Annotated in this window: 27 protein-coding genes; 15 read left to right on the top strand and 12 right to left on the bottom strand. The window is 34.1% G+C overall.

Features of this window, described 5'->3' with window-relative positions; all coding sequences use genetic code 11:
- Positions 1-31: 31 nt before the first annotated feature.
- The 3 genes from trpB to ACFSJT_RS14545 all read left to right on the top strand — a co-directional run bounded on the left by trpB (position 32) and on the right by ACFSJT_RS14545 (position 2617).
- A complete protein-coding gene (gene trpB / locus ACFSJT_RS14555) occupies positions 32-1213 on the top strand; it encodes a tryptophan synthase subunit beta (protein ID WP_378321025.1) in 1182 nt (393 codons plus the stop codon).
- Between the two features lie 81 nt (positions 1214-1294).
- Entirely contained in the window at positions 1295-2056 is a 762-nt protein-coding gene (gene trpA, locus ACFSJT_RS14550; protein WP_378321024.1) for a tryptophan synthase subunit alpha, read from the top strand.
- A 342-nt stretch (positions 2057-2398) separates the two neighbouring features.
- On the top strand, positions 2399-2617 hold the full coding sequence (locus tag ACFSJT_RS14545; protein ID WP_378321023.1) for a 30S ribosomal protein THX: 219 nt from the start codon (positions 2399-2401) through the stop codon (positions 2615-2617).
- Position 2618: 1 nt separating this feature from the next.
- Here the strand turns inward: ACFSJT_RS14545 and ACFSJT_RS14540 are convergent, their stop codons facing one another.
- On the bottom strand, positions 2619-3272 hold the full coding sequence (locus tag ACFSJT_RS14540) for a uracil-DNA glycosylase family protein (protein ID WP_378321022.1): 654 nt from the start codon (positions 3270-3272) through the stop codon (positions 2619-2621).
- Between the two features lie 475 nt (positions 3273-3747).
- Positions 3748-4233, bottom strand: a complete 486-nt coding sequence (locus ACFSJT_RS14535) for a hypothetical protein (RefSeq protein ID WP_378321021.1) — start codon at positions 4231-4233, stop codon at positions 3748-3750.
- A 456-nt stretch (positions 4234-4689) separates the two neighbouring features.
- Between ACFSJT_RS14535 and ACFSJT_RS14530 the strand changes: the two genes are divergently transcribed.
- From ACFSJT_RS14530 to ACFSJT_RS14520, 3 genes are read left to right on the top strand one after another with little or no spacing between them, the layout of a single operon-like run.
- Positions 4690-4863, top strand: a complete 174-nt coding sequence (locus tag ACFSJT_RS14530) for a hypothetical protein (protein ID WP_378321020.1) — start codon at positions 4690-4692, stop codon at positions 4861-4863.
- On the top strand, positions 4835-5437 hold the full coding sequence (locus ACFSJT_RS14525; RefSeq protein WP_378321019.1) for a hypothetical protein: 603 nt from the start codon (positions 4835-4837) through the stop codon (positions 5435-5437). The genes ACFSJT_RS14530 and ACFSJT_RS14525 overlap by 29 nt, the downstream gene beginning before the upstream one ends.
- The gene (locus ACFSJT_RS14520) at positions 5437-5640 is read left to right on the top strand and encodes a hypothetical protein (RefSeq protein ID WP_378321018.1); all 204 of its coding nucleotides are present in this window, start codon (positions 5437-5439) and stop codon (positions 5638-5640) included. Before ACFSJT_RS14525 ends, ACFSJT_RS14520 begins: the two co-directional genes overlap by 1 nt.
- A 23-nt stretch (positions 5641-5663) precedes the next feature.
- On the opposite strand, the gene ACFSJT_RS14515 is transcribed toward ACFSJT_RS14520, so the two are convergent.
- Complete coding sequence (locus ACFSJT_RS14515) at positions 5664-6101, bottom strand: hypothetical protein (protein ID WP_378321017.1); 438 nt, start codon at positions 6099-6101, stop codon at positions 5664-5666.
- 172 nt (positions 6102-6273) lie between these two features.
- On the opposite strand from ACFSJT_RS14515, the gene ACFSJT_RS14510 reads away from it, so the two are divergent.
- From ACFSJT_RS14510 to ACFSJT_RS14475, 8 genes are all read left to right on the top strand, one after another.
- Positions 6274-6516 (top strand): hypothetical protein, encoded by a 243-nt coding sequence (locus ACFSJT_RS14510; protein ID WP_378321016.1) that lies wholly within the window; start codon positions 6274-6276, stop codon positions 6514-6516.
- A 112-nt stretch (positions 6517-6628) separates the two neighbouring features.
- Positions 6629-6826 (top strand): hypothetical protein, encoded by a 198-nt coding sequence (locus ACFSJT_RS14505; RefSeq protein ID WP_378321015.1) that lies wholly within the window; start codon positions 6629-6631, stop codon positions 6824-6826.
- A complete protein-coding gene (locus tag ACFSJT_RS14500; protein ID WP_378321014.1) occupies positions 6827-7024 on the top strand; it encodes a hypothetical protein in 198 nt (65 codons plus the stop codon). It abuts the gene before it with no gap.
- A gap of 46 nt (positions 7025-7070) precedes the next feature.
- Positions 7071-7289 (top strand): hypothetical protein, encoded by a 219-nt coding sequence (locus ACFSJT_RS14495; protein ID WP_378321013.1) that lies wholly within the window; start codon positions 7071-7073, stop codon positions 7287-7289.
- Between the two features lie 312 nt (positions 7290-7601).
- Positions 7602-8837 (top strand): hypothetical protein, encoded by a 1236-nt coding sequence (locus tag ACFSJT_RS14490; protein ID WP_378321012.1) that lies wholly within the window; start codon positions 7602-7604, stop codon positions 8835-8837.
- Between the two features lie 22 nt (positions 8838-8859).
- On the top strand, positions 8860-9354 hold the full coding sequence (locus ACFSJT_RS14485) for a hypothetical protein (protein WP_378321011.1): 495 nt from the start codon (positions 8860-8862) through the stop codon (positions 9352-9354).
- 112 nt (positions 9355-9466) lie between these two features.
- Positions 9467-10126 (top strand): hypothetical protein, encoded by a 660-nt coding sequence (locus ACFSJT_RS14480; RefSeq protein WP_378321010.1) that lies wholly within the window; start codon positions 9467-9469, stop codon positions 10124-10126.
- A complete protein-coding gene (locus tag ACFSJT_RS14475; protein ID WP_378321009.1) occupies positions 10126-10839 on the top strand; it encodes a hypothetical protein in 714 nt (237 codons plus the stop codon). The genes ACFSJT_RS14480 and ACFSJT_RS14475 overlap by 1 nt, the downstream gene beginning before the upstream one ends.
- 170 nt (positions 10840-11009) lie before the next feature.
- Here the strand turns inward: ACFSJT_RS14475 and ACFSJT_RS14470 are convergent, their stop codons facing one another.
- The 4 genes from ACFSJT_RS14470 to ACFSJT_RS14455 all read right to left on the bottom strand — a co-directional run bounded on the left by ACFSJT_RS14470 (position 11010) and on the right by ACFSJT_RS14455 (position 19719).
- Positions 11010-12668 carry an MBOAT family O-acyltransferase gene (locus tag ACFSJT_RS14470; RefSeq protein ID WP_378321008.1) on the bottom strand — a complete coding sequence of 553 codons (1659 nt, stop codon included), beginning with the start codon at positions 12666-12668 and terminating at the stop codon, positions 11010-11012.
- Positions 12661-13887 (bottom strand): GDSL-type esterase/lipase family protein, encoded by a 1227-nt coding sequence (locus tag ACFSJT_RS14465; RefSeq protein WP_378321006.1) that lies wholly within the window; start codon positions 13885-13887, stop codon positions 12661-12663. The genes ACFSJT_RS14470 and ACFSJT_RS14465 overlap by 8 nt, the downstream gene beginning before the upstream one ends.
- 40 nt (positions 13888-13927) lie before the next feature.
- A complete protein-coding gene (locus ACFSJT_RS14460) occupies positions 13928-15442 on the bottom strand; it encodes an SGNH/GDSL hydrolase family protein (protein ID WP_378321005.1) in 1515 nt (504 codons plus the stop codon).
- 824 nt (positions 15443-16266) lie between these two features.
- Positions 16267-19719: a pyruvate carboxylase gene (locus ACFSJT_RS14455; RefSeq protein ID WP_378321004.1), complete on the bottom strand. Its 3453-nt coding sequence runs from the start codon at positions 19717-19719 to the stop codon at positions 16267-16269.
- 264 nt (positions 19720-19983) lie between these two features.
- On the opposite strand from ACFSJT_RS14455, the gene ACFSJT_RS14450 reads away from it, so the two are divergent.
- Positions 19984-20832 (top strand): hypothetical protein, encoded by an 849-nt coding sequence (locus tag ACFSJT_RS14450; RefSeq protein WP_378321003.1) that lies wholly within the window; start codon positions 19984-19986, stop codon positions 20830-20832.
- A gap of 62 nt (positions 20833-20894) precedes the next feature.
- On the opposite strand, the gene ACFSJT_RS14445 is transcribed toward ACFSJT_RS14450, so the two are convergent.
- The 5 genes from ACFSJT_RS14445 to yaaA all read right to left on the bottom strand — a co-directional run bounded on the left by ACFSJT_RS14445 (position 20895) and on the right by yaaA (position 25456).
- The gene (locus ACFSJT_RS14445; protein ID WP_378321001.1) at positions 20895-22031 is read right to left on the bottom strand and encodes a TRAP transporter substrate-binding protein; all 1137 of its coding nucleotides are present in this window, start codon (positions 22029-22031) and stop codon (positions 20895-20897) included.
- 8 nt (positions 22032-22039) lie between these two features.
- Positions 22040-23386 carry a TRAP transporter large permease gene (locus ACFSJT_RS14440; RefSeq protein WP_378321000.1) on the bottom strand — a complete coding sequence of 449 codons (1347 nt, stop codon included), beginning with the start codon at positions 23384-23386 and terminating at the stop codon, positions 22040-22042.
- Positions 23387-23389: 3 nt separating this feature from the next.
- A complete protein-coding gene (locus tag ACFSJT_RS14435) occupies positions 23390-23890 on the bottom strand; it encodes a TRAP transporter small permease subunit (RefSeq protein WP_378320999.1) in 501 nt (166 codons plus the stop codon).
- Between the two features lie 104 nt (positions 23891-23994).
- The gene (locus ACFSJT_RS14430; RefSeq protein ID WP_378320998.1) at positions 23995-24519 is read right to left on the bottom strand and encodes a DUF421 domain-containing protein; all 525 of its coding nucleotides are present in this window, start codon (positions 24517-24519) and stop codon (positions 23995-23997) included.
- 175 nt (positions 24520-24694) lie between these two features.
- Entirely contained in the window at positions 24695-25456 is a 762-nt protein-coding gene (yaaA, locus tag ACFSJT_RS14425; protein ID WP_378320997.1) for a peroxide stress protein YaaA, read from the bottom strand.
- Positions 25457-25515 lie beyond the last annotated feature (59 nt).

Below are 25515 nucleotides of genomic sequence, written 5' to 3'. Positions count from 1 at the left end.
ACTATCAATTAAAAACTGTAAATTAAAAGAAATGAGTTATCAAGTAAACGAAAAAGGATATTATGGAGATTTTGGAGGAGCATATATCCCCGAAATGCTATATCCAAATGTAGAAGAGTTACGCACCACATATCTCGATATCATGAATGATCCTTCTTTTAAAGAAGAATTCGATCAATTACTTAGAGACTATGTGGGCCGTCCTTCTCCTTTATATTTTGCAAAGCGACTTTCAGAAAAGTATAACACAAAAGTATATCTGAAGCGTGAGGACCTTAATCATACCGGGGCACATAAAGTGAACAATACGATCGGGCAAATACTTGTGGCCAAACGATTAGGTAAAAATAGAATCATTGCCGAAACGGGAGCAGGACAGCATGGTGTAGCGACAGCAACTGTTTGTGCCCTAATGGGTATTGAGTGTATCGTTTACATGGGAGAGATCGATATCAAACGGCAAGCACCCAATGTGGCAAGGATGAAAATGCTGGGAGCTGAAGTGAGACCTGCTAAATCAGGGAGTAAAACACTCAAAGATGCCACTAATGAAGCGATACGAGACTGGATCAATAATCCGGTAGATACACACTACATCATTGGTTCTGCAATAGGTCCTCATCCTTATCCTGATATGGTAACACGGTTTCAATCGATTATTTCAGAAGAGATTAAATGGCAACTTAAAGAAAAAGAAGGTAGAGAACATCCAGATTATGTAGTAGCGTGTATTGGTGGGGGTAGTAATGCTGCGGGTACTTACTATCATTTTCTAGACGAACCTAGTGTTGGCATCATTGCTGTAGAAGCAGCAGGAAAAGGCGTAAATTCTGGTGAAAGTGCGGCTACTTCTCAATTAGGTAAAGAAGGAATTATTCATGGTTGCAAAACATTATTAATGCAAACTCCAGATGGTCAAATTACTGAGCCCTACTCTATTTCTGCTGGTTTGGATTACCCAGGGGTAGGACCTTTACACTCGCATTTATATAAAACAGGGAGAGGGGAGTTTTATTCGGTTACCGATGACGATGCCATGACTGCAGGACTTGAATTGTCACAACTCGAAGGTATTATCCCGGCTATAGAAACATCACATGCCTTGGCGATATTTAATGATAAGACCTTTAAACCAGATGATATTGTGGTCATAGGCCTTTCTGGCCGAGGTGATAAAGACCTTAACACGTATATTGATTATTTTAAATTGTGAAAACTAGTATTAAGTATTTAGTACAAAGTATTGAGATTACTTATTACTTTGTACTCAATACTAAATACTCAATACTAAGACATGAACAGAATAAACCAGAAACTAGCAGAAGATAAAAAGTTGCTGTCGATATATTTTACGGCGGGATATCCATCACTTCATGACACTTCAAAAGTGATCAAAGATTTAGAAAAAAGTGGTGTTGATATGATCGAAATAGGATTACCATTCAGTGATCCGTTGGCCGATGGCCCAACGATACAAGAAAGCTCAACCGCAGCCCTTAAAAATGGAATGACCACAGCACTTCTTTTTGAGCAATTAAAAGATATTCGCCAATCTGTAAACATTCCTTTGATTATCATGGGGTACTTTAATCCAATGATGCAATACGGAATAGAGGAATTTTGTGAGAAGTGTCGAGAAATAGGAATTGATGGTTTGATCATTCCCGATTTACCGGTAGCTGAATATCATGAGCACTATCAGGAAACTTTTGAGAAATACGGATTGATCAATGTATTTTTAATCACTCCACAAACATCAGATGAACGTATCAGATGTATTGATGAGGTATCAAATGGTTTTATTTATATGGTAAGTTCTGCCAGTACCACCGGAGCCAAGAATACTTTTGGAAGTGAACAACAGCAGTATTTTGAGCGTATTGAAGCGTTACAACTTAAAAATCCACAAATAGTTGGTTTTGGTATTAGTAATAAAGAGACATTTTTACAAGCAACCAAAACCTCAAAAGGTGCCATCATTGGTTCTGCTTTTATCAAACACCTAACTCATAATGGTGTTGATAGTATTGAGGATTTTGTAATGACAATAAGATAAAGTAGTGTATAGATCCCAGCCTACGCTGGGATGACAACTAGAGTACCATTCAAACCCTGTAGAAATATTAGTCATTAAGTAGACTAGAATCAATAACGTAGAAAAGATGCTAAAAAACTATGCTTGATTAAAGTGAAAAATAGAATATAGATCTAATCACATTTCCTTTTCTCTAAACAAATCCTTACATTAGTAATTTATCTGTTTATATTTATTTTTTTAATGTCAGATAGCATCGCCAATAATCATTTAGGTTAGTATCAACTTATTTGTTATGGCTTATTTTATACCTAACCAATTGTTTAATCCCTACCGATTAAAATCGGAATCAAAATCTAATGTATGGGTAAAGGAGATAAAAAAACTCGCCGAGGTAAAATAAATATAGGAACCTTTGGTAGATTAAGACGTCGTAAAAAATCTAAAGGAGCTGTAACTACCACTGTAAAGCCCAAAGCAAAGAGCGAAACAAAAACCAAGGCGGCGGCAAAACCTAAAGCTCCGGCAAAGACCAAAACAGCTGCAAAAAAACCAGCAGAAAGTAAATCTGAAGAAGAATAAACTAGAAAAATGCTGCATACTGCATCACCCTGAAATCAATCGTATTGAATTTAGGGTTTTTGTTTTTCAGGTCTTTATACAATTGCATACTACCAATAGCTCTATTTGCCGATCCTGAAGGGGCTGTAAGGGATACTGTTTTAACTATCCTATCTGCTAGTTCGACCTTATGAATTCTTGGAATAGTATTAGAAATCACTTCTAATTTCTTGTCATATCGTTTAAGATGTCTTCTAAAAAAATATTCTGGTCCGTTTTTGCTATTCCCTCCTGTAAAAATAAGTGTAACAATGTCAGGGTATTGTTTTAGATAAGAAACCAAATCTCTGAGCTTTATATTTTCCATTCCCAAATCAGAGGCATCAATTTTTCTACGTTCACAACTATCTACAATATCACAAACCCCGATTCCTCGTGAAATTAAAAAACTTCTTCGCTGTTCTGCTGCTTCTTGTGTGGTTTCGTATTTCAGGTTAAGATTAAAAATACGATCTAGAACCGGCCAAAGTAAACCATTACTACTTCCGTAGCAAAAATCTACATCTTTTTCATTAAGCTCACCAGTAGTAAAACGTGGTGGTGGCAAGGTGCCTACAATTAATTTTGTTGCGCCCTCTGGAAAAAACGGTTCGTATGGGTGGATGTGTTGAAACAAGTTTTGAATTATGAATTACAAAGCTAAAGGTATTGTACTATATCTAAAAGTAGTACTAAGCTTAAATTTCGAAAAATAGAGGTTAGAACTGGTTATATTCTATTGGTAATAGATTAATTTATCTTTAGGTCTGGTTATGTATTGGTTACTTATAGGTTTTCTATTTATTTTGGGTGGTTATGCATCTTTTACAAGTACTACCAAACCCTTTATAATAAGTTGCGATACCTATTCGAAGGAATCAATAACCTTTTACAAATGTTAAAAAACCACATACAAATATCAAAATACTATTTAGAAGAACTTGGGTAACCCGATTAAAACAATAATTACCCCATTAGTAAGGTTTCATAAGCACTTAGAATAGGTTCTGGATCAGGTAAAGGGAGGTTTATAACCTCCCCCTGCCTTAAAATATAAGCACAAAAAAACTGCAACGTGTTGCAGTTTTTTTTCCTCAAGACTTTATTAATGGCTATTCTTCTTCATCACTGTTTGTACTTACACTTGTAGTTTTATTGAACAGTACCTTCATATCTTCATACACAGGTTTTGCACCGGGCTCATTTTCTCCTGCCAAAAATCTCATCATACGATAAAAGCTTAACGCATTGGTATAGTTGTCATGGTCTAACAGGGTTTTGGTATCTAATAATTGTTGTGATAGATTGGTAAGCTGTTGTACACGGCTTTCTACTTGTTTTCGGGCCTGGTGATCTTTATCAAACTCGTCTTTGTCTAAAAATCGAGGTATCCACTGTGGGTGCTGCTCCATATAACTTTTGGCTTTATCTACAATAAGTTTGTTATGATTGCCAATACTACCATATTGTCTTCGTTGTGTAGGAGTAAGGTTAACCGTTTTACCTCTAAAAATCTTTTGAATCCCATCCATATGTTGATCCAACTCCATTAATTCTTCTTTGCTAAATGCAATACTAATTAGATTTTCTAATGCCATAAATAATGATATTTAATATTAAACTTTTTTATGGTACAAGAATACACCGCGACAGTTTCATTTTTTGAAACTGGGAGAAAAAAGATGATTTTTTTTATAAAAGCTGTTTTTCAGTAGTAGCTTTTTAAGCTATATTCTAAATAATTACATAAAATTATGGCAAAACCTTATAAATTTTATGGATAATTATCAATTTATCTTACTGGTTATCAATAATTTAATACAATTTTTATAGTCAAAATTTAGAAATCTGACGTTTTTTACTATAAAAGATGTTAAAAAAGGCGGTTTTTTCCGCTTTTTTCGGCTAAAAAAGGCGGCAAAAATACACTTTAATTAACAAATTTCCAGTAGTGCTGATTCTGAAAGATTGCACTATGTTTGTCTGTAAATCAATGATTTGTGACTTATGTTCGCAAACTTTAAAAAGTTATCAATTCTAAAAAAACTAATATTATGAGAAATGTCCCATTTTATTTAAAAGCTATTTTCTTATTTTTAACGGTCGCACTTTTTGCAAGTTGCGAATCAGAATCTGTTAATGAAGAAATAGGAATCAATGAACAAGAAACATTCGAAACGTATCAAATCGACAAAGAAGATGTGGTCCCTCCAGGAGATAGGGATTAGTAAATTTATTAATTTAATTATAATACTAGGTGTTATAGCAGGGGCTATAGCACCTTTTTTACATATTCTTTTCCCAAGAGAATCCTCTGAAAAAATATTTGGTTTTCCAAGTATGAGAGTTTTTTTATACTCAATTGGGTTGCCAATTTCATTATTTATATTATCTCTTTTTATAGCCTTTTTTGCTAATCTCATAGAATTAAAGGAGTACAGAAAGTCAATGAAGATCGGTAGCATGTGCTTTCTTTTTACTTCTTCTTATTTTATAATATGGACATTATGGTATCGAGGAGACTTTAATATTTATGCATATTATAGTGCTATGATATTGGCTTCTTTATTGGCAAGCTATGCAATATCGACGTTCCTTCGTTCGACAACGAAAAAAATAACCCAATTAAAATCTATTTCCGAAAAAATTCCCAGTTTAGACAAACGTATTAAAACGGTAAATGATATTGCTAATATAATGCCCGATGATAACGATGATCTGGTCACTTATAAAGCTATGGTAGATGTGACCGGTGACAATTTGGAGGAAACAATTACAGAAATCAAAAAAGATTTGAATTAATGGCGAGCAAGGAAAATCTTTCTAGAGAAGAACTTCTTAAAAAACTGAAAAATGAATTTGAAGAGTCTGAAACCTTACAGTGGTTTATTGAGGTTGAGATAAAAAGACTTACTTCGAAAGAAGAAGTGAGTTATGAAGAGTTAAAGAGACTTGCCAAACTTTCAGAAGAGCGCATATCAGAAACTGATAAGAAAAATAGGTAATAGACATTTAAAAGGCAAAAAAATCAATCTTCTGACTTATTCTTCTGCACATAGGCAAACATAGCTTCTATAAAACTCTTTTCACTAATTAAATTCAGCAACTTTTTTGAAGTAAAGGTGTTGATCTCTTTTCCGATTATGTATTTAAAAGCATCTTGTATTTCCTTGTCAACCGTAAGTAGGCGAATTATTTCGTCTTTAATAAAATCTTTTCGTTCTAAATTCTGAATAGTTTCTTCCTTATTCTTTACTAAAATATTACTGATTTTTTCTTCTCCCTTAATTAACCAATTAAGGTCTACTTCTGGGTATGTTTCTATAAATTTCATGATATTATCCTCAGTAATTCCGCTGTCACTGTCAAGAACACCACGTGTAATTCCTGTTTCTTGGTAAAACTTATACTTACTGATATTCCTTTCTGCAATAAATCGTAAGATTCTTTTCTTAATAGACGACATTTCTTGTGTATTAATTTGTTTTAAACAAAATAAATTGCATATATTTGCTTTTATAGACGAAATAAATTGTTCAAATATACAATTTTTTACGGTTAAACCGTAATTGTTTTTTCAATTTTTAACAATTATGAGCTAAAATAAAGGTAATAATCAAGTAATACGAAAAGAAAAGATGGGAACTATAAATTTATCAATTGGCACTTATGAGAAGAAGGTTTTTGATCTTGTAAAAATTAATCACATTCTTTTTGAAGAATGTATTAAGAAAAACATCTCTTATGCAATTCTACTTCGGGATTGGATTAAAGAGTGCCTTGATCAAAGAATTTCTGTTAATAAAGTAGCTATTAGCATAAACAAATCAGAGGTTTTGAGATATATTGAAGTAAGCTCAAAAATCAAGATTCTTACTTAAACCCTACATTCCTTACTTAACAAAAAATCATAATCGTCATATCAAATTAGTTTATTTAAGAGTATCTCACCCCTACCCGTTAACTCTTACAAATTCAATTTCTAAAAATGATATGCACAAATCTAATATTAGACAGCGAGTAGAACATTGGTTGTTAACCTATGGACACTTAATTAATAAAAATGCCTTAGAACGAGAGATCGGTGTTTCTAAAGGCATGATACAAAAATTCACAAAATATGGAAAAAGAATTAATGATGACCGAATAAAAGCACTATTCAAAGTACTCAAAAAAATGGGAAATATTTAATTGATTATGATAATAGATGATATTAATGAAGTACCCGCTGAAGTACTTTTTCGCACTCTTAGAGCTTTAGAAATAGATGTAGGTGATTTTATGTATAACCTAATAAATGAAAAACCTCATGAAATAATGATATATGCTAGAATATTCTTGTTATACCGGATTGTAAAGCAATATGAGTTTTTAGAAAACATGGATTGATCTATTGAAAAGAATGCAATTAAAATCGAATCCTCAATATCAAAAGATGAACAGAAAACAAAAAAAAATGGTTGAAAGGAAAATTGATGAATTTGTGGAATTTAAAACCCCTTTGGAAAAATCAAGGAAAATAGCACAAGAACTTTCAGTAGAGCTGTTTGGTATACAAAAAGCAATAAGCATAAAAGTCAATGTACCAATAAACTTTTGGAATAACATAAAAATTTTAATTATGAAAATAAAGGATAGCTTTTTAATAAGTTGATTTTGAGTAGCCCCCAAACCCCAAACCCATGAATACCTACTTATGTTTTTTAACATAATAATAACATTTTCAAAAACTTGAGTCCCGAAAAATGAAACTGGGATCGATTAATCTTGTGGAAGAACATCAAAACATTGCGCAATATAAAGGAGGAACCCAAAAATCCTGTAAAGAGTAAGGACTAACTTTAAAAACTAATTATTATGAATTAAGTGAAGAGTAAAAAAGTTACCTCTCAACTTTTGTACAAAATTAATCTACATCATCGTCATGATTCACACAATTAATTATTAATTTTAAATATTCTTTTTTATGAAAAATTCATTGAACCACATTGCATTTATTTTGATAGCTTTTTTAATGATAGGCTGTCAGAAAGACGAATTACCTAATATAGAGCAAAACCTAATTACGAATGCCAAGTCATGGTATGAAAACAATCATAGTGCTTTGTTAAACCAAAACGCTTTGTTTTATGGTGCACCAGATTGGAATAAAGTAATTAAGGTAGATAATGATTTGTATTTCCCGTTAACCAAAACGTTTGCTATTAGTAGCAACCAAAGAAATAACTCAAAAATCTCTAGGTTTGTAAAGTCTTTTTTGGTTTTGAGCGAAGTTGATTCTGGTTATGAAGAATCCTTAAAAGTATATATGAATAAAGACTCAGATGTTTTTGACTCTTTTGAGGAGACAAAGCAAAATGCTTTTGTTGAATTTGACAGTGGTAACGTAAAAATTGCATCATCTTTAGGACAGTCTAATAAAAGTGCAATTCCAGATTGGATTAATAATATGGGTGTCACTTTAGAAAAAGGACGAAGCTGTACCTCGTATAGTGTTATTAAAACTCTTTATTACGGGAATCAAGTTATAGGTGTTCAAGTGCTATATTCTTACCAAGTATGTACTGGTGGCGGTGGCTCTCAAGGTGGTGGCTCTCAGGGTGGCGATGGTCTTGGTGGTGGTGATGGCGGTGATGGCGGTGTGCTTCCAGAGAATGATCCTACTGTAGATCAATATACGCCCATAGAAACCCCTGATAGTCCTCCTAGTGCGGATGAACAAGACCCTGAAAGCGAGTGGGAATATATCCCTTCTCAAATTACGTTGCCAGATGGTAGACAAGTTACCATACACTTTGGTACGAGTGCAGATGGTGTTTCTGCAAACCAAAAAGTGCAGAAAAAAGTAATAGAAGCCATTAAAACAGTTTTGTATGAAGCTAACAAAAATCTTGCTGTGTATGAAAAAATTACGGCAATATATATAAAGTGTTCTACTAATGGTGTACATAGTGATACTAGTAATCACAAAAGAGGTGAAGCGATAGACCTCTCACGTATCAATGGTGTTAACGTAAAAACATTAGGAGCATTTAACCAACAAGTTATACGACTACAAGAAGCTTGGGATCAACTCCCTAATGTTCGTGAGAATTTTGGTCCTCATTTTAAACATAAATACGATAATGTTAGTGATACCTGGAACTATACTAACACAACTGTTCCAAAACATGATGACCACCTACATCTAACAGTAAGATAACAAACCTTAAATTATAATTAATATGAGATTTTTTAAAAATGTAATAGTCTTTTTGTTTTGTGGTTTTGCTTGTTTTTCGCAAGACGCGATAGAAGAAGAGTTAGTCACTGAAAGCGATGACTTGAAGTATGTCCTAACCTATACTTTTGATGACACTGTTGAAATGTATGAGGAACAACCAAAAGGGTATAAAGTGTTAAAAGTATTCCGTGTTTTTAATAATTACACCGTGGGCTTTGAGGATGACGGAAGGCAATATACAGAGTTTTACTATTTTGTTTCTCTTGATATGGGGGATACCTGGAGACATGCAGATTCAAAACTTTACAAAACTGAAAGACTTTTAGATTCTAAAGTTGAAGAAGTAACAGAGAGTGAGGATAAAAAATCTTGGTTAGTTAAAATCTCACATGTTCCGTTTACCCGTCGAATGAATGTGATTTCTGGGGTTAAACATGACTATGTGAAAGATTTAAGTGTAAGAGAAACGAAAGTTTATAAACTTAGTAAATATTAGATTTATTTCCCCCCAAACCTTAATTGATTAACTGTAATGGAATTGGTCTAACCAGTACCATTTAAAATAGACTTGGCGGGAAATTCCTACCAAGTCTTTTTAATATAAAAACATGGATTTAAAAAAGTTAATTGAACTATCTAACACCCCAAAATTTTATCAAGAAGCAAATTTCGGAATTACTCAAATAAGAACGGAGAGTGATAGGTATAGAAACGTCATTTTTGAGTTTATTAATGAGACAGAAGGTAATATGGAAAAGATTAAAATACAAAAATGGCGATTAACAGCACATAGATGTGAGAGTTTTCATAATATGTATCAAAAGTTTTTCATGCCATATATACAGTTGAAGTTGCACACAAACCATCCCTTACTATGGCAATATAAAAGTGACATATTGGAATGTGAGTTAATAAACTATCCAAAAAAAATAGATGTTTTTTTAGGCCAGATGTATAAAGCCTATGTGAGAATTTCTAACAATTGGATACAAGCGAGCAACAACTTTTTTGCTACCGAGTATGCTTATAAAAAAAAGGGCCGAACAATTATAAACATACCAGAAAATTTAAAAGAAGGTGTAGAAAAGGTATGTAATGATCAAGGTGTAATTTTTAAAGTAAAAAACATTAAAGAACAAGAAGATTATAATCTTAAAAATCTGAAAGTATTAATTTTTGGGAATGATTATATTTCCCCCGATGGTTTTAATATGGGACAACCCTATATTATAGCTCATGATTTTTTTGCCAACAAAATATATGGATAATGAAAAAAATTAGTGTAACATTTTTATTGGTCGCTTTCCAAATTACAATTGGGCAAAATATTAATGGTAATTGGGCTTTGATAGTTTCTAACAATAGTCCTGTTGGTATGGAAGTCCTGGTTCTAGAAATTGCAAATGAACAAATAAATACTTATGATTTTGATAGCTTACTGTTTTCAAATAAAGTAAGAATTGATACATTAAACAGGCTCGTTACACCTGCGATAGGAGAAAAGATCTCGGCATTTAAATATACTCTTAAGGATTCTCTTACTTTAACACAACATGTCAAATATCAATCTAATGAAATTGGAAATTGGAAAACCACATTCTGGGACTATGCTAAACTTTTACCAACACAAGTGAATTATTCCATAGATAGTGTTTTAACCAAAACTTACGAGAATATTTATCCAAAATCTCTTATATACCCATACAATAATATTAAATTTAAAGAGGTGCTCTGTAATGAGCAAACACAAGAGATAATTGGTTTAAATAACTGTCCTCGATACCGTATAAAGAAGATATTTTCAACTTATTTCATAGTCTACCTCTGGAAAAAAGACCAAAGAGAGTGGGCTATCCCCATCAAAGAAATCAACAAAGATCATTTACTGGTTTATGGCGTTGCTGGCAAAAAAGGGTTTGTAAAAGTTCATGAGATTAAAGAGGTAAAAAACGAATCCAAAGTGCATATTCCTGATGATTAATAGGGGATGAACACTATTACATCAATGAAAGTATAAAACATGAAAACATTAATTTTAAGTCTTAAAGAATATATGTAGCACAAAAAGATATAGTGAACAGCCCGATCGATTGGGACATTCAAATAAATCAGATACCCACGTACTCCAATACTCAAATTATAGAACATTTCTTAAAACTGAAAATAAATAAACGGTTGGAAATCGGCTGCATAGGTTTGATAACAAATAATTGCCACTGCCATTACTACCGCGGCTTTGATAACCATATTGCTTTTAATAAACAAGTCTTCGATCCAATCTTTGGTCTTATAAGGTAACCAATGGGTAATGTATCCAATGAGCATTACAATAAAAACAACCCGGTACTCCCACAGCACAGTAAGTGCATTTTGCCAATCCATATTGTTGGCGACCTGCTGGTAAAAACGATCGATATGATCCATACTGTTTCCGCGGAAATAAATACGAGTAAATGTAATAAACACAAAAGTTAATGCAATTCGCCAAAGTAACGCGTACCAAGCTTTTGAGTTTTCATACGGACTTATTTTACGCCAATATTTGTACGTTACAATTCCTACCCCATTAAGACCACCCCAGATTACAAATTTCCAGGATGCACCATGCCATAAACCCCCTACGAGCATAGTGATCATTATGTTTATATTTCTGTTAAAATGCCAAGCTATTCTAGAAGAAAAAAGTGTTATGATCAATAACAAGCCTATTCCTGCCGTAGTGATAATCGCAATTCCAAAATCTGCATAGGCAAAGGCTCCTAAAAATGCAAAGACCAAAATAAAAGTGTACGAGAAAATACTTCCGTTACGATTACCACCTATGGGGATATATAAATAGTCTTTAAGCCAGCTGGATAGGGAAATGTGCCATCGTTTCCAAAAATCACCGCAATGTATGGCTTTATATGGTGAATTGAAGTTCACAGGTAGTTTATACCCCATAAGCATCGCCAATCCTATAGCAATGTCGGTGTACCCCGAAAAATCACCATAAATCTGAAGTGAATAACCGAACATGGCCATAATATTGGTAAACCCAGAAAACATTTCAGGAACATCAAACACCCGATCCATAAAATTAGCAGCAATATAATCGGCAAAGAGCATTTTTTTGATCAGTCCCTTTAGAATCATATAGGTAGCCGCTCCAAATTGTTCTTTGGTGATATTGATATCTTTTCTAATCTGAGGTACAAAATCTGCAGCGCGTACAATTGGGCCTGCCACGAGTTGTGGAAAGAAACTCACAAAAAAACCAAAATCGATGATCGAATTGAGTGGTTTGATCTGCTTTCTATAGATATCAACACTATAACTAATCGTTTGAAAAGTATAAAATGAAATCCCCACAGGAAGAATGATTTTATCTACAGTAAAATAATCGACACTACTCCAGGTATTTGCCCAATGTCCCAGGTAGTTGAACACTTCATAATTTGTTTGAAAAAGGTAATTATAGGAATCTGTAAAGAAATAAGCATATTTAAAATAACATAATGTTCCCAGATTAATAATTACGCTAATCGCAACCAAAGTTTTTTGAAGTAAAACCGACCTACTATTATAGATCGCTTTACCGAGAAAAAAATCATTTACGGTACTAAAGATTAGAATCCCTATAAAAAACCCACTGGTTTTGTAATAGAAAAGTAGACTAATAGCAAAGAGATAGGCGCTACGCAAACTCTTTTTACTATAGACTATTGCATAAATGAAGTAGATAACTGCAAAAAATATCCAGAAATTTGCTTGTGTAAAGATTAATGGAAAATCCTCTGAAAAAGAAAATATGTCAAAGAGTCTATTCATTAATAATCTGATTCAAGACAGAATTTGGTGGTAATTCTAATTCATTTTCCCACGAATGCGCTAATGCCTGCAATAGTAAATCTGCTTTTATACGATATCCCATGACTGTAAAATGTATTCGATCCCGAGGCATCAACTTATTCTTGTACCAGCTTTGCGAAGAATTAAATCCACCCATAATTTCATAAAAATCCCAAACAGCCATTTTTTGTTCTTGGGCTACTTCATAAATTATCTTTCTTGCAATTCGTGTTCTTGGGTTTGGTATCTTCTTTTGATAATAAGAATCGTTAGGCACAGTAAGTAAGACAGCACAATCGGGATTTGCCTTTTGGATTAATTTGATCAACTCTGTATAATACTCTTTGTACTCTTTTGGATTAAAATCCGGATGGTATGCATCATTGGTCCCTACCGATACAATGAATAAATCTGGTTTATATAATAATAACTGATCATCAAAATAACGACAACGATCATAATAGGAAAAACTACCTCCATTTACTCCAATTGAAGTGTACTGAACCCCTTTGTTGTCATTCATTAACTCTATACCCATCATTAAAAATTCGGCATCCTTGACGTCCTCACTTCTATGAATGCAAAACTCTATTTCATCTACAGACCTATTCAACGTATATTCTATAAAATGTGCTTTTTTATTTTCCTTTATTTGGGCAACCAGAGAGTCTTGTTTAAAAGATATCTCATAATCATTACTCCAGTTATCATAAAAGATTCGCATTTTATTAAAATCATACATCTTTTCATGATAATTATTGCCATTCACTTTTATCTTCACATTTGCCATCGAGTCTTTAAAAACAGCAGTAACACCTGCCAGACCCCATGCAACACTATCTTTTCTTACTGAGCAGCGATATCCTGTCCACTCGCCATCATACTCTACTCTATAGTTTCCGGGGTTATTGGTCTGGGCGATACTAAAAGGGTAAATAAATCCACGTTGTCCTTTTGCTGTCGGACTCATAGTTTGGAGATAGGACCGTAAACGGTTTGAATAAATATCTGCCTGAATATGGGATCCACCTATATGAAATATGTGAAGATCTTCTTCTCCTCCCCTTGCTATGGTATCAAACTTATGAAACAGCTTTCTAAATGCTGGAGATTTATCTGCCATCTTAATGGTATTGGCTTTCCAGTTTACAAAAGGAAGTTTGTCCTGTATAGTGTCTAAAACGTAGGTCTGTGCCATTAATGGCACAGTTAAAAACCATACATACATAAATAATAGGTTATGCTTCATCATTATTAATAGGTTCTTTGAGGTCAAGGTATAGGGCTGTAAAAAATAGTTCAGAAATTATTTTGGTTCCTTTCCAGGTAAAATGCATATAATCTTTTGCGGTAAGCTTTTCTTCTACCCACAACTCCATGGATCCTTTTCCGCCCATAGCATCATACATACTCCAATACGCAACATTATTTTCAAGGCAGGTTTCCATGAGTCTGGTATTAAGATACGGTAACATTGGGTAGGTTTCCATTTTACCATTTACGGGAAGACACATATCTGTAGGACCAATAAATATAAAGCTGGTGTTCTTTGCACGTTTTCTTATCCAATTTATCTGGCTTGCCACTCTTTTGGTATACTTATCAATATCTGTAGAATCTTTAAGGTATGGCATAGTGTTACCTCCGTACTGCATGATCACCACTTTTGGTTTTAGTTGTCTTATCATTCTACTATAAGTAGCCCCGTTGGTGCTCGAGAAAATAGTTCCTGAAGCCCCACGCATGGCTACGTTATCAATTTGTACTCGAGAGCCTCCATCTAGCGTTAGTCCATAAAAATCGGCACTTACTTTGCCTTCAAATTGGATCTTTAAATCTGTAGGTGTTCTGAGTGTTCGAATTTTATATTGATGATATCGCCCATCGGTTATTAGACTGTCCTGCTGAATTAATTCTCCGTCATTGAATACCGATACTTTTACAGGATACTTACAATTACCATAGTGTAAACCAATGTTGGTAAACCTTCTGAACTTTGCATACGTTTTCTTTGACTTTCCAATGTTGACTGAAGCTTTTACTATCGGTAAAGAATCAAAAGCAGTACTATCTAAAAGAACCGGCTGATGCTCTGTAAATCTTGAAATTGACAAATATGCACCATACTTTTTATGAGAAAACTTTTTTTTGGTTGGATCAAAGAAAGCATAACGCTCCCAATGTTCACTAGGTTCAACCTTAGCACTTATCTGTCTATAAACAGGAAGTACAGGAATAAATCCCGGGCCACTACCCCCATACATATGTTGCAATCTGTTGCGTAAATAAGCAGTGATTCTATCTCCTTCTATTTGAGAGTCTCCATAATGAAGGATTCTACAGGATCGAGACGACAGTTTATCTCTTAACTCCTTTGCAAAATTGGGATTATCCTTCGGATACTTAATTCTAACAAGTTGGGTGGTGTCTATTTTAGAGAAATCTGGTAATTCTTTTATTTGCTGCATCTCTGCAATATCATTCTTACTGTCGATGGTTTCAATTTCTAATGGAGTAACGATTTCTGTTACTTTAATAATATCTTGTCGTGTAAGGGATGAATCTTCCTCTTTTTCAAGCCCTAAAAACGTGAGATACGTGGGGTATTTCACCGAAAAGCCTTCGTATGAAAATCCATCATCTTGTACTTGAGCCTCTTTCAAGCCTCCTTTTTGGCTCAAAAACATGAGTCCAAATAATGCTCCTATTACAAAAAGGATAAATACTGCTATTTCAATAGGCTTGATTCTCAAGGCTCCCGGGGATGTTTTTACTTTTTTAGTAAAAATAGAAAGATTTTGCGAACTACAAAGATCTTTAGCTTTTAGTTACTAGTGATTTAGATACAGTTTTCAATTATACTTTTTTCAAAAGTCCGTTAAGTTTATCGCAAAATCCTGAATAAAATGATAAGTTCTTGTGAGAACTTTAACGAACGTCTAACAAAAGCTAACATTTCTAAAATCTACATTAAGGTAAATATTATTAGCCTTTACATATAGTATCATGAAAAAAAAGAATTTAAGAAAGTTATCTTAGACAAAAATGTAATCTCCAATCTGAGTTTAGAAAAAATTAAAGGCGGTAGTATATCTGGTTTTCATATATGCGATCCTCCTTCTAGTGCTGATGGTAATTGTAATCTTGCGTGTGCCACAGATTAATCATTCAAAAATAATATCGTAAAAAATTCCAAGAATAAAAATCCTTGGAATTTTTTTTATGAATCGACCCTATCCAGATGACTTAATTTATTAAACTTTTAATCTAAGTTTAACAAGCACCTAAGAAAAACTGATTTTTTTAAGGTTTATCTTTATAATTATTATTAACCTTAAATATATATCATGAAAAAAAGAAATTTGAAAAAATTAGAATTTAACAAAAATGTGATTTCCACCTTAAGTTTACAAAAAATTACTGGAGGTAATCTGCCTAGCGTAAAAGGTTCTCCTATAGAATGTGAGTCTAGCCTTAATCATCAATGTAATTTTGCATGTCCAGATTGATTATCAAAAACTAATATTATTAAGTCGAAAAATGTAAACGAAGAGGTTTAAAAAACCTCTTCGTTTTTTTATTTCAAAATAACTACCAAATCATCAGCTTCTACCATAGTACCTGGTTTCAGTACTATTTTTTTGATTACAGCTTCTTCATTAGCCGTAATTGTAGTTTCCATCTTCATAGCTTCTATAATAAACAATGGTTCGTTCTTTTTTACTTCCTGTCCTGCTTTTACTAAAACGGAAGACAACGCACCTTGTAACGGTGCTCCAATCTGTTTGTTATCTGCTTTGTCTGCCTTGATGTGAACTACTTTATCTACTTTTATAGCACTATCTTGTACTACCACATTTCGAGTTTGACCATTAACCTTGAAGAATACAGTAACTTTACCTTCATCATTGGGATCTCCTATAGAAATCAACTGCACCAATACTGTTTTCCCCTGATCTAATTCTACAATAATTTCTTCTTCGGGATCCATTCCATAAAAGAAATTTTTGGTAGGGATATTCATCACATTATCAAACTTAAGATGATGATTATAAGCACCTGTAAACACTTTTGGATATAATTTGTAAGACAAGAAATCTGTAATATCCAGCTCTCTTCCCATTCCTTTTTTAAACACTTTTACAAACTCTTTAAATTCACTTTCAAAATCTACAGGCTCTAGATGTGCATTGGGACGATTCGTAAATGGTTTCTGATCCTTAAGTACCGATTTTTGCAACGCCTTTGGAAAACCTCCTACAGGTTGCCCTAATTCCCCTTTAAAAAAGCTCATCACCGACTGAGGAAAAGAAATAGTGTCTCCTCTCTCTTTTACATCCTCGATAGTCAGGTTATTACTTACCAGGTATTGCGCCATATCCCCTACAACTTTAGAGCTTGGAGTTACTTTCACAATATCCCCAAACAATTCATTCACCTCACTGTACATTCTTGTTATTTCATGAAATCGGTCAGACAGGCCTAATGCTTGAGCTTGTGGCTTTAGGTTAGAATATTGTCCTCCCGGAATCTCATGCTGATATACTTCACCTGTTCCCGCCTTAAGTCCAGACTCAAAAACATAATAATATTCTCGTACGGCTTCCCAATAATTAGAATATTCATTCAGTTTTGGTATATCAATCTTATTTTCACGTTCGTGAAACTTAAGCATCTCTACAACCGCGTTAAAATTAGGTTGTGCTGTTAACCCAGAGAGTCCTCCTAAGGCAACATCAACCACATCAACACCGGCTTCGATCGCTTTAAGATATGTTGCAGATTGCACAGATGAGGTATCGTGAGTATGTAAATGAATAGGAATATTAATTTCAGATTTCAATGCTGAAACCAGTTCGTAAGCGGCATAAGGTTTTAAAAGGCCTGCCATATCCTTAATCCCAAGAATATGTGCTCCGGCATTTTCTATATCTTTTGCGAGTTGTATATAATAATTTAAAGTGTATTTCGTGCGTTTCGGATCCAAAATATCTCCTGTATAACATAACGAACCTTCAGCGAGACCTTCTGTTCTTGTTCGCACATGTTCTATACAAGGAGCTATAGACTCCATCCAGTTAAGTGAATCAAATATTCTGAATACATCGACCCCATTCTCCCAAGATTGTTCCACAAATTTACCAATCAGATTATCAGGATAAGCTGTATACCCAACACCATTCGAACCTCTAATCAACATTTGTAATAAAAGATTTGGCATTGCTTTTCGTAATTCTCTAAGTCGTTCCCACGGATTCTCACGAAGAAATCGCAAGCAAACATCGAAAGTCGCACCGCCCCAAACTTCCATACTAAATACTTCAGGATGATTTTTGGCAAACCCTTCTGCTACCTTAAGCATATCATAAGTACGCATTCTGGTAGCCAAAAGGCTTTGATGTGCATCTCGCATGGTTGTATCTGTAAAATGTACTTTTTTTTCATTTTTTAACCATGTAGCAAACTTTTCAGGTCCTAACTCTGTTAATAGGTCTTTGGTTCCTTTAGGAAAAACACCATTTTCCTCGAATTCTGGTACTACAGGTGTTACAAAGGACTTTGTGGGGTCTATTTTCTTTACATCAGGGTTACCATTAACAATAACATCACCCAAAAAGTTTACTAATTTTGTGGCGCGATTTCGCGATTCTCTAATCCTAAACAGCTCTTTAGTATCTCTAATAAAATTAACCGTTACCGCTCCTTTTCTAAAAGTTTCGTGTTTTAGAATATTGTCTAGAAAGGGCATATTGGTCTTAACTCCTCGTATTCTAAATTCTGAAAGTGCTCTTCGCATTTTTCGACAAGCACCATCCAACGTTCTACTATTTGCAGAAACCTTTACTAACATCGAATCAAAAAATGGCGAAATAGTTACCCCCTGATACACACTACCTGCGTCTAATCGTATTCCGAATCCAGATGCGCTACGATACGTAGTTATAGTACCATAATCTGGTTTGAAATCATTCTCAGGATCTTCAGTCGTTATTCTACATTGTAATGCATAACCATTAGTTTTTATACTTTCCTGACTCTCTATCTTAATTTGTTGATCTGATAACTTATATCCTCCTGCTATAAAAATCTGTGCTTTAATAAGGTCAATTCCTGTAACAATTTCTGTTACGGTATGCTCTACTTGTACTCTTGGGTTAACTTCAATAAAATAGATACTCCCGTCGTCGTCTACCAAAAATTCAACAGTTCCGATATTATTATAATCCACTGCTTTACAAATCGAAAGCGCATATGCGTATAGATCATTAAGAATATTCTTAGAAACTCCAAAAGAAGGTGCATATTCGATCACTTTTTGGTAACGTCTTTGTACCGAACAGTCACGTTCAAAAAGATGCACCATATTACCATAGTGATCGGCTACAATCTGTATTTCGATATGTTTGGGATTTTCGACAAATTTCTCGAGAAATACAGTGTCGTCTCCAAAAGCATTGAGTGCTTCTCTTCGAGATTCTGGAAACGCTTTTTCCAACTCCTCAGCATTTCGAATCACTCGCATCCCACGACCTCCACCCCCCGAAGCCGCTTTAAGCATTACTGGAAATCCAATTCGTTTTGCTTCTTTCAGTGCTATTTTGATATCGGTAAGATCTTCTTTATTACTTTGGATAATTGGAATATCATTATCAATGGCAACTTTCTTGGCGGTTATTTTGTCCCCCAAAGAACGTAAAACCGATACTTTGGGGCCTATGAAGATAATATCATTTTCCAAACATTTTTGGGCAAAGTCTGCATTTTCAGAAAGAAAACCATAACCTGGGTGAATCGCATCGACGTTATTTTTCTTGGCAACCTTTATAATTGCATCTATATTCAAATAAGGTTTAAGTGGTTCATGATTTTGACCGATCTGATAAGCTTCATCTGCTTTGTATCTATGTAAAGAATATCTATCCTCATAAGTATAAATACCTACGGTTTGCAGTCCAATCTCGGTACAAGCTCTAAAAATTCTGATTGCGATTTCCCCACGGTTGGCGACTAAAACCTTTTTGATTTGCATAATATAAAATTTGAGTTTAGAACACTTTTAGCGAACATTCGCTACGAAGATATTGATTAGAAATATTCTTTGCAATAGTAAATTCAAAATATAAGTTTTAATAGCCTTTGATATGACTTACATTCAAACAAAACTCTATAAATTCTAACATAACCTTAACAAAAATTAACGTTATCAATTATATGATTTTTAATTTTACTTCCGTTGTAACAATACAAACAACAATTTTGAACACTATTTATTGACAATTTTAAAATTTTTAGTATGAAAAACAGAGTAATCGCTTTTCTAAGCTTCATACTTGTATCAAGCTCTTTTTTAGTTAGCTGTCAAGATGATGACAATGATCCTCAGATCCCAACCACTCAGGTTACCACGGCTGCACAGTTTAAGGATGTTGAAGCTGTTAATACCGAAATTAACACTTTGGTAGAGAATGTATTCAATAACGAATCTGGTTTTGTACCCACAACTCGTAGTTTAAATAACAAAATGGTTGATTGTGCTACAATAACTTCTGAATTTGCAGAAAATACACGTATCATTCTAATAGATTTTGGAGATGGATGTGAAATAAATGGTGAAATGATCTCAGGCAGCATTCGAATGAGTTTTGCCGTAACGCTTGATGCTGAAAACAAAGTTGAGATCAGCTACACTCTTGAAAACGTAGTTTACAAGAATATTACCATAAGTGGAAACGCTACAACGACGTTTACATTTAGAAATGATACCGGAAATAATTCATATACTTCAAATTTTGCTACGAACTCCAACTTCTCCTTTGCCTGGGAAGACGGTCTCACCGCAACCAGTGAAACAACTTTTACAAATGAAACTTTCTTTGGTCCCGACCCGAATAATCCTAATGAATTTGAATTCTATACGTTAAATTCTGGAAGTAGTATTACTGAATTTAGTAATGGTGATAGATACGCTGTAGAAATTACAACTCCTTTGCGTAACGAAAGAGGTTGTGTTTATACAGTGAGTGGTGTTATTGTTACTTCTCAAAACAGCGAAACTATAACTTTGGACTTTGGTGATGGAGAGTGCGATAATATAGCAACACAAACTGATACTGATGGTAATGAAACAACTATCGAACTATAGTTGAATAGAGTAAACACACCTTAACATTTGCAAAACCGTTTCAATATATTGGAGCGGTTTTTTTATTCTTTCTGAATCTTATTATAAAATGCTTTTTCGGTTACCTCTGACCATTTCGAGATTCTTTTTTGAAAATTAGAATAGCTTTCATAAACCTCCTTCGACAAAGGGTCATCTCCTATCATTTCCAATAAAGCTTCATCTGTATATACTCTCAATGCATCTAGAGTCTCTTTTGAAAATTCACGTAACTCGACTCCTTCTTCATTAATTAATTTATCCAGATAAATCCCATTTTGCTTATCAAATTCTGACAATACCCAAACTTGAGCCCGTTTGGATGCTGCTTGTAAAACTGCCTGCAAATGAGGTGGTAATCCATCATATAAATTTTTATTGATAAAAAACTCTAATTGTGAGCCTGTCTCATGCCAACCCGGAGTATAATAATATTTTGCAATTTTATGAAATCCCATCTTATAATCATGATACGGGCCAATCCACTCTGTGGCATCTATCACTCCTCTCTCTAAGCTAGTGTAGACTTCACTACCAGCGACTAATACTGCAGCTCCACCGGCTTTTTCGAGAACTTTGCCTCCTATACCTGGTAATCTCATTTTTAACCCCTTAAAATCCTCAATAGAATTAATTTCTCTATTAAACCATCCTCCCATTTGCACACCTGTATTTCCTCCCATAAAAGGAACAAGATTGAATTTAGCATATGTCTTTTTCCATAGTTCATATCCCCCTCCAACTTCTAGCCATGAAGTTATCTGCTGACTATTCATCCCAAAGGGTACTGCAGCAAAAAATTGTGCTGCCGGAGTTTTTCCTGCCCAATAATAAGCTGCGCCACATCCCATCTCTATACTACCTTGGGATACAGCATCAAAAGCTTCAAGTGGTGGTACTAATTCTCCACCTCCGTATACTTTAATTTTAATTTGTCCATTAGACAATTCATCAACCCACTTGGCATATTTCTCTGCTACCTCACCTACCACCGGAAAATTGGGAGGCCATGTGGTCGTCATTTTCCAATAAAATACTTTATCTGGCTTGGTTACATCATACGAAGATGTATTCATCATACTTGCCGGAGGATCCCCTAAACAGGAAACGATCGATGGAATCGCAAGAATTAGTATACAAATCCTGATTACCATCTGTTTTTTGATTCTGAAAAACTTCATAATTATGCTTATTTCGATATAAAAATAATCTCTGGAAAAAACACCACAATCCCAACAATAACCAACTGAATGATAATAAATGGAATGATCCCTTTATAAATCTGACTCGTTTTAACACTTTCTGGCGCTACACCTTTTAGATAAAACAGAGCAAACCCAAAGGGTGGAGTCAAAAATGATGTCTGTAAATTTAAAGCAATCAAAATCCCCACCCAAAGCATATCCATATCAAAAGCATTAAATATTGGTGTGACTACCGGAACTATTATAAATACAATTTCTATAAAATCTATAAAAAATCCTGCTATAAATATCACTATCATGACCAATAATAAAAATAATAACGGAGTAAGATTAGAGGACATGATTAACTCCTGTAGATACGAGTCTCCTCCTAATGTTCTAAACACCAAAGTAAATGTGGTAGCGCCCAAAAGAATAAAAAACACCATCGAGGTAAGTTTTGTGGTCTCCTGTGCAACTTCTTTTAGAATTTTGAATGAAAATTTCTTTTGGACAATGGTCAGTATGGTTGCACCAATTGCCCCAATCGCAGAAGCTTCAGTGGGTGAAGCTATCCCCGTAAAAATTGATCCTAATACCAGTACAATTAATAAAATTGGTAAAAAAAGTACTTTCAGAATCTTTGATGTAAAATTATCCCCTCTAAACTGCTTGATTTCTTCAGCAGGAATACTGGGTGCATCTTCTTTATGAATAAAAGATTTTATTAGGATGTAAATAATATACAAAATCACCAATATAATTCCGGGAAGCAAAGCTGCAGAAAACAATGCTCCAACATCAACAGACGCTGCTCCTCTGGATGAACTATTGATGGTATCTGCCAATAATACCAATACAATTGACGGAGGAATAATTTGTCCTAAAGTTCCCGCTGAGGCAATAACTCCTGTAGCAAGCTCGGTTTTATATCCTCGTTTAAGCATTGTTGGTAAACTTATCAATCCCATAGTCACAACGGTAGCTCCAACGATTCCTGTTGAAGCGGCAAGTAATGCGCCCACGATCACTACAGAAATTGCCAAGCCGCCACGAACACGACCAAACATCATTGCCATAGTTTCTAATAAACTTTGTGCCAATCCGGATTTTTCGAGCATGATTCCCATAAAAATAAATAGCGGTACGGCCATCAATACATAGTTATTTACTACACCCATGATCCTTGACGGAAGTAAATAAAATGTAGACATCTGAAAAACTTCAGGAGCAAAAATAGATACTCCAAAGGCAAAAGCTACCGAAATCCCTCCCAATGTGAATGCAACAGGATATCCTCTAAGGATAAGAATGAAAATAACTACAAATAATATTATTGCTAAATATTCCATACACTAATCCTTATTGAAAATAATTTGAATTGATTTGAGCATATGAGAGATACCTTGAAGCAAAAGAAAAGCGAATCCTATGGTGATAGAAAACTTAAGTACATATAATGCCGGTAATCCTCCTGCTTGGGGTGAGGCTTCTCTTATAATAAATGAAGAAAGACTGTAATACCAGGAAGAAACAATGACGACATAACACCAAGGAATCAATAAAAAAGCTCCTCCAATGAGATCTACCCAAGCCTTTCCCTTTTTAGAGAGTTTGTTATAAAAAATATCTACGCGCACATGTTTTCCATACTTGAATGTATATCCTGAAGCCAGAAGAAACATCATTCCGAATAGATAAATTTCTATTTCAATCATCCAGACATAGGTGAACTTAAAAATATAACGAATGATCACATCAACGCCTATGATTATGGCAAGTAGCACTGCGATCCAACTCACCAATCCGCCTAGTTTTTCACCAATCCAATCGAGAAAATCGATAATTTTTTGCATCTAATGATTTGTGTGTGTGTGTTTAACTAGGGTTGAAGATACTAAAATTAGATGCATATTTAAATATGACTAGTATCGATGAAACAATAGTCTGTATTTAATAATCATGGACGTACTCCTTCTAAAAGAAAATTGTTAAACTTTTCATCACTTTTGCCATACAGAACACTAACGTCCCCAGTGGTTTCCAGTACGACAGCACGCACTTCTTGTAATGACAGAACGTTCGCTTCTCTTAGTTTACCTCGTAATTCATCCATGGTAATTTTAGCCTGACTTATATTATCCTTTAAAAACTCTCCCTCTTTCATTAAAAGTAGTGGAGTATTATCTGTAAGATTTCTGAATTTTTTAGATTTAAATTGAAAATAGGTGATTGTAAAATTGATTAAGTATAGAATACCAATCAATAAAATACCTGTTAACAGCGTAGGGTTACTGGTTGCAACGCTCATCGCTAATAGATTACCTATGGCAATAGTATTTAAAAAATCAAAACCTGTCATTTTTGCAAAGCTTTTAAGGCCAAAAATTCTTGTAAATATCAAAATTGATACATATATCAATATAGTACCGATAAGTACGGCAGGAAGTTCATTTAAGTCTTTGGTAAAATATTCTTGAATCATAATTTTCTATTTTAGAATGTAGAAGTAATAATTTTCTAAATTCTAAAATAAACAACCGATCTTAGACCGTTATCAAATAAAATAATGATCGATCCGGCACAGCATATATAAGTCTAGTACTAATGCCCAAAAATCATTTTTATAAAAGAAGAAATGAGAATCGATTCATAAATTATTATCTTACAAAAACAGGTTCATTATCTTTAGCAGTATATTTTTCACTGAAACCGTACCCGTCATAATTAAATCCTTTAAGATCTTCAATGGTTTCGGCTCCGGTATCCATAATGTAACGTACCATCATTCCGCGAGCTTTTTTTGCATAGAAACTAATTACTTTGAGCTTGTCGTTTTTCCAATCTTTGAAAACTGGTGTGATTACAGGGACTTTTAAGTTTTTCTTGTCAACTGCACCAAAATATTCATTACTGGCTAAGTTAACGAACAATTCATCATCATCTAGTTCATTATTTAGAGATGCCGTAATTGTTTCTTTCCACAGTTCATATAGATCATCGTTTCTTTCTATAGCTAATTTTGTTCCCATCTCTAAACGATATGGCTGAATAAGATCGAGAGGCCTTAACAATCCATACATTCCCGATAAAATTCTCAAAGTATCCTGTAGTCTGTCGAGTTTATCTGTTGGTAGTGTATATGCATCAAGACCGGTATAAACATCACCATCAAAAGCATATATTGCCGGCCTGGAGTTCTTTTTGGTGTGATCTTCTTGAAAATCCTGGTATCGTGTATAATTTAAGTCGGCTAATTTATCACTTATACTCATCAAATCTCCAATTTCATTTTTGGACATTCGAGATAACTTTCGATTAATCTGAGCGGCAGTTTCTAAAAACTGTGGTTGAGTACCTCTGTCTGTAGGTAATTCATCTTTAAAGTTTAATGATTTCGCAGGAGATATTACTATTTTCATTGATCCGACATTTTATTTTATTCAAAAATACAATTGTGCTTTAACAAATAAAATCTGTA

Source organism: Aquimarina celericrescens (genome assembly GCF_042682765.1).
Classification (GTDB): domain Bacteria; phylum Bacteroidota; class Bacteroidia; order Flavobacteriales; family Flavobacteriaceae; genus Aquimarina; species Aquimarina celericrescens.
The sequence above is the reverse complement of the archived record's forward strand: the minus strand, read 5'-3'. Positions and strand labels throughout refer to the sequence as shown.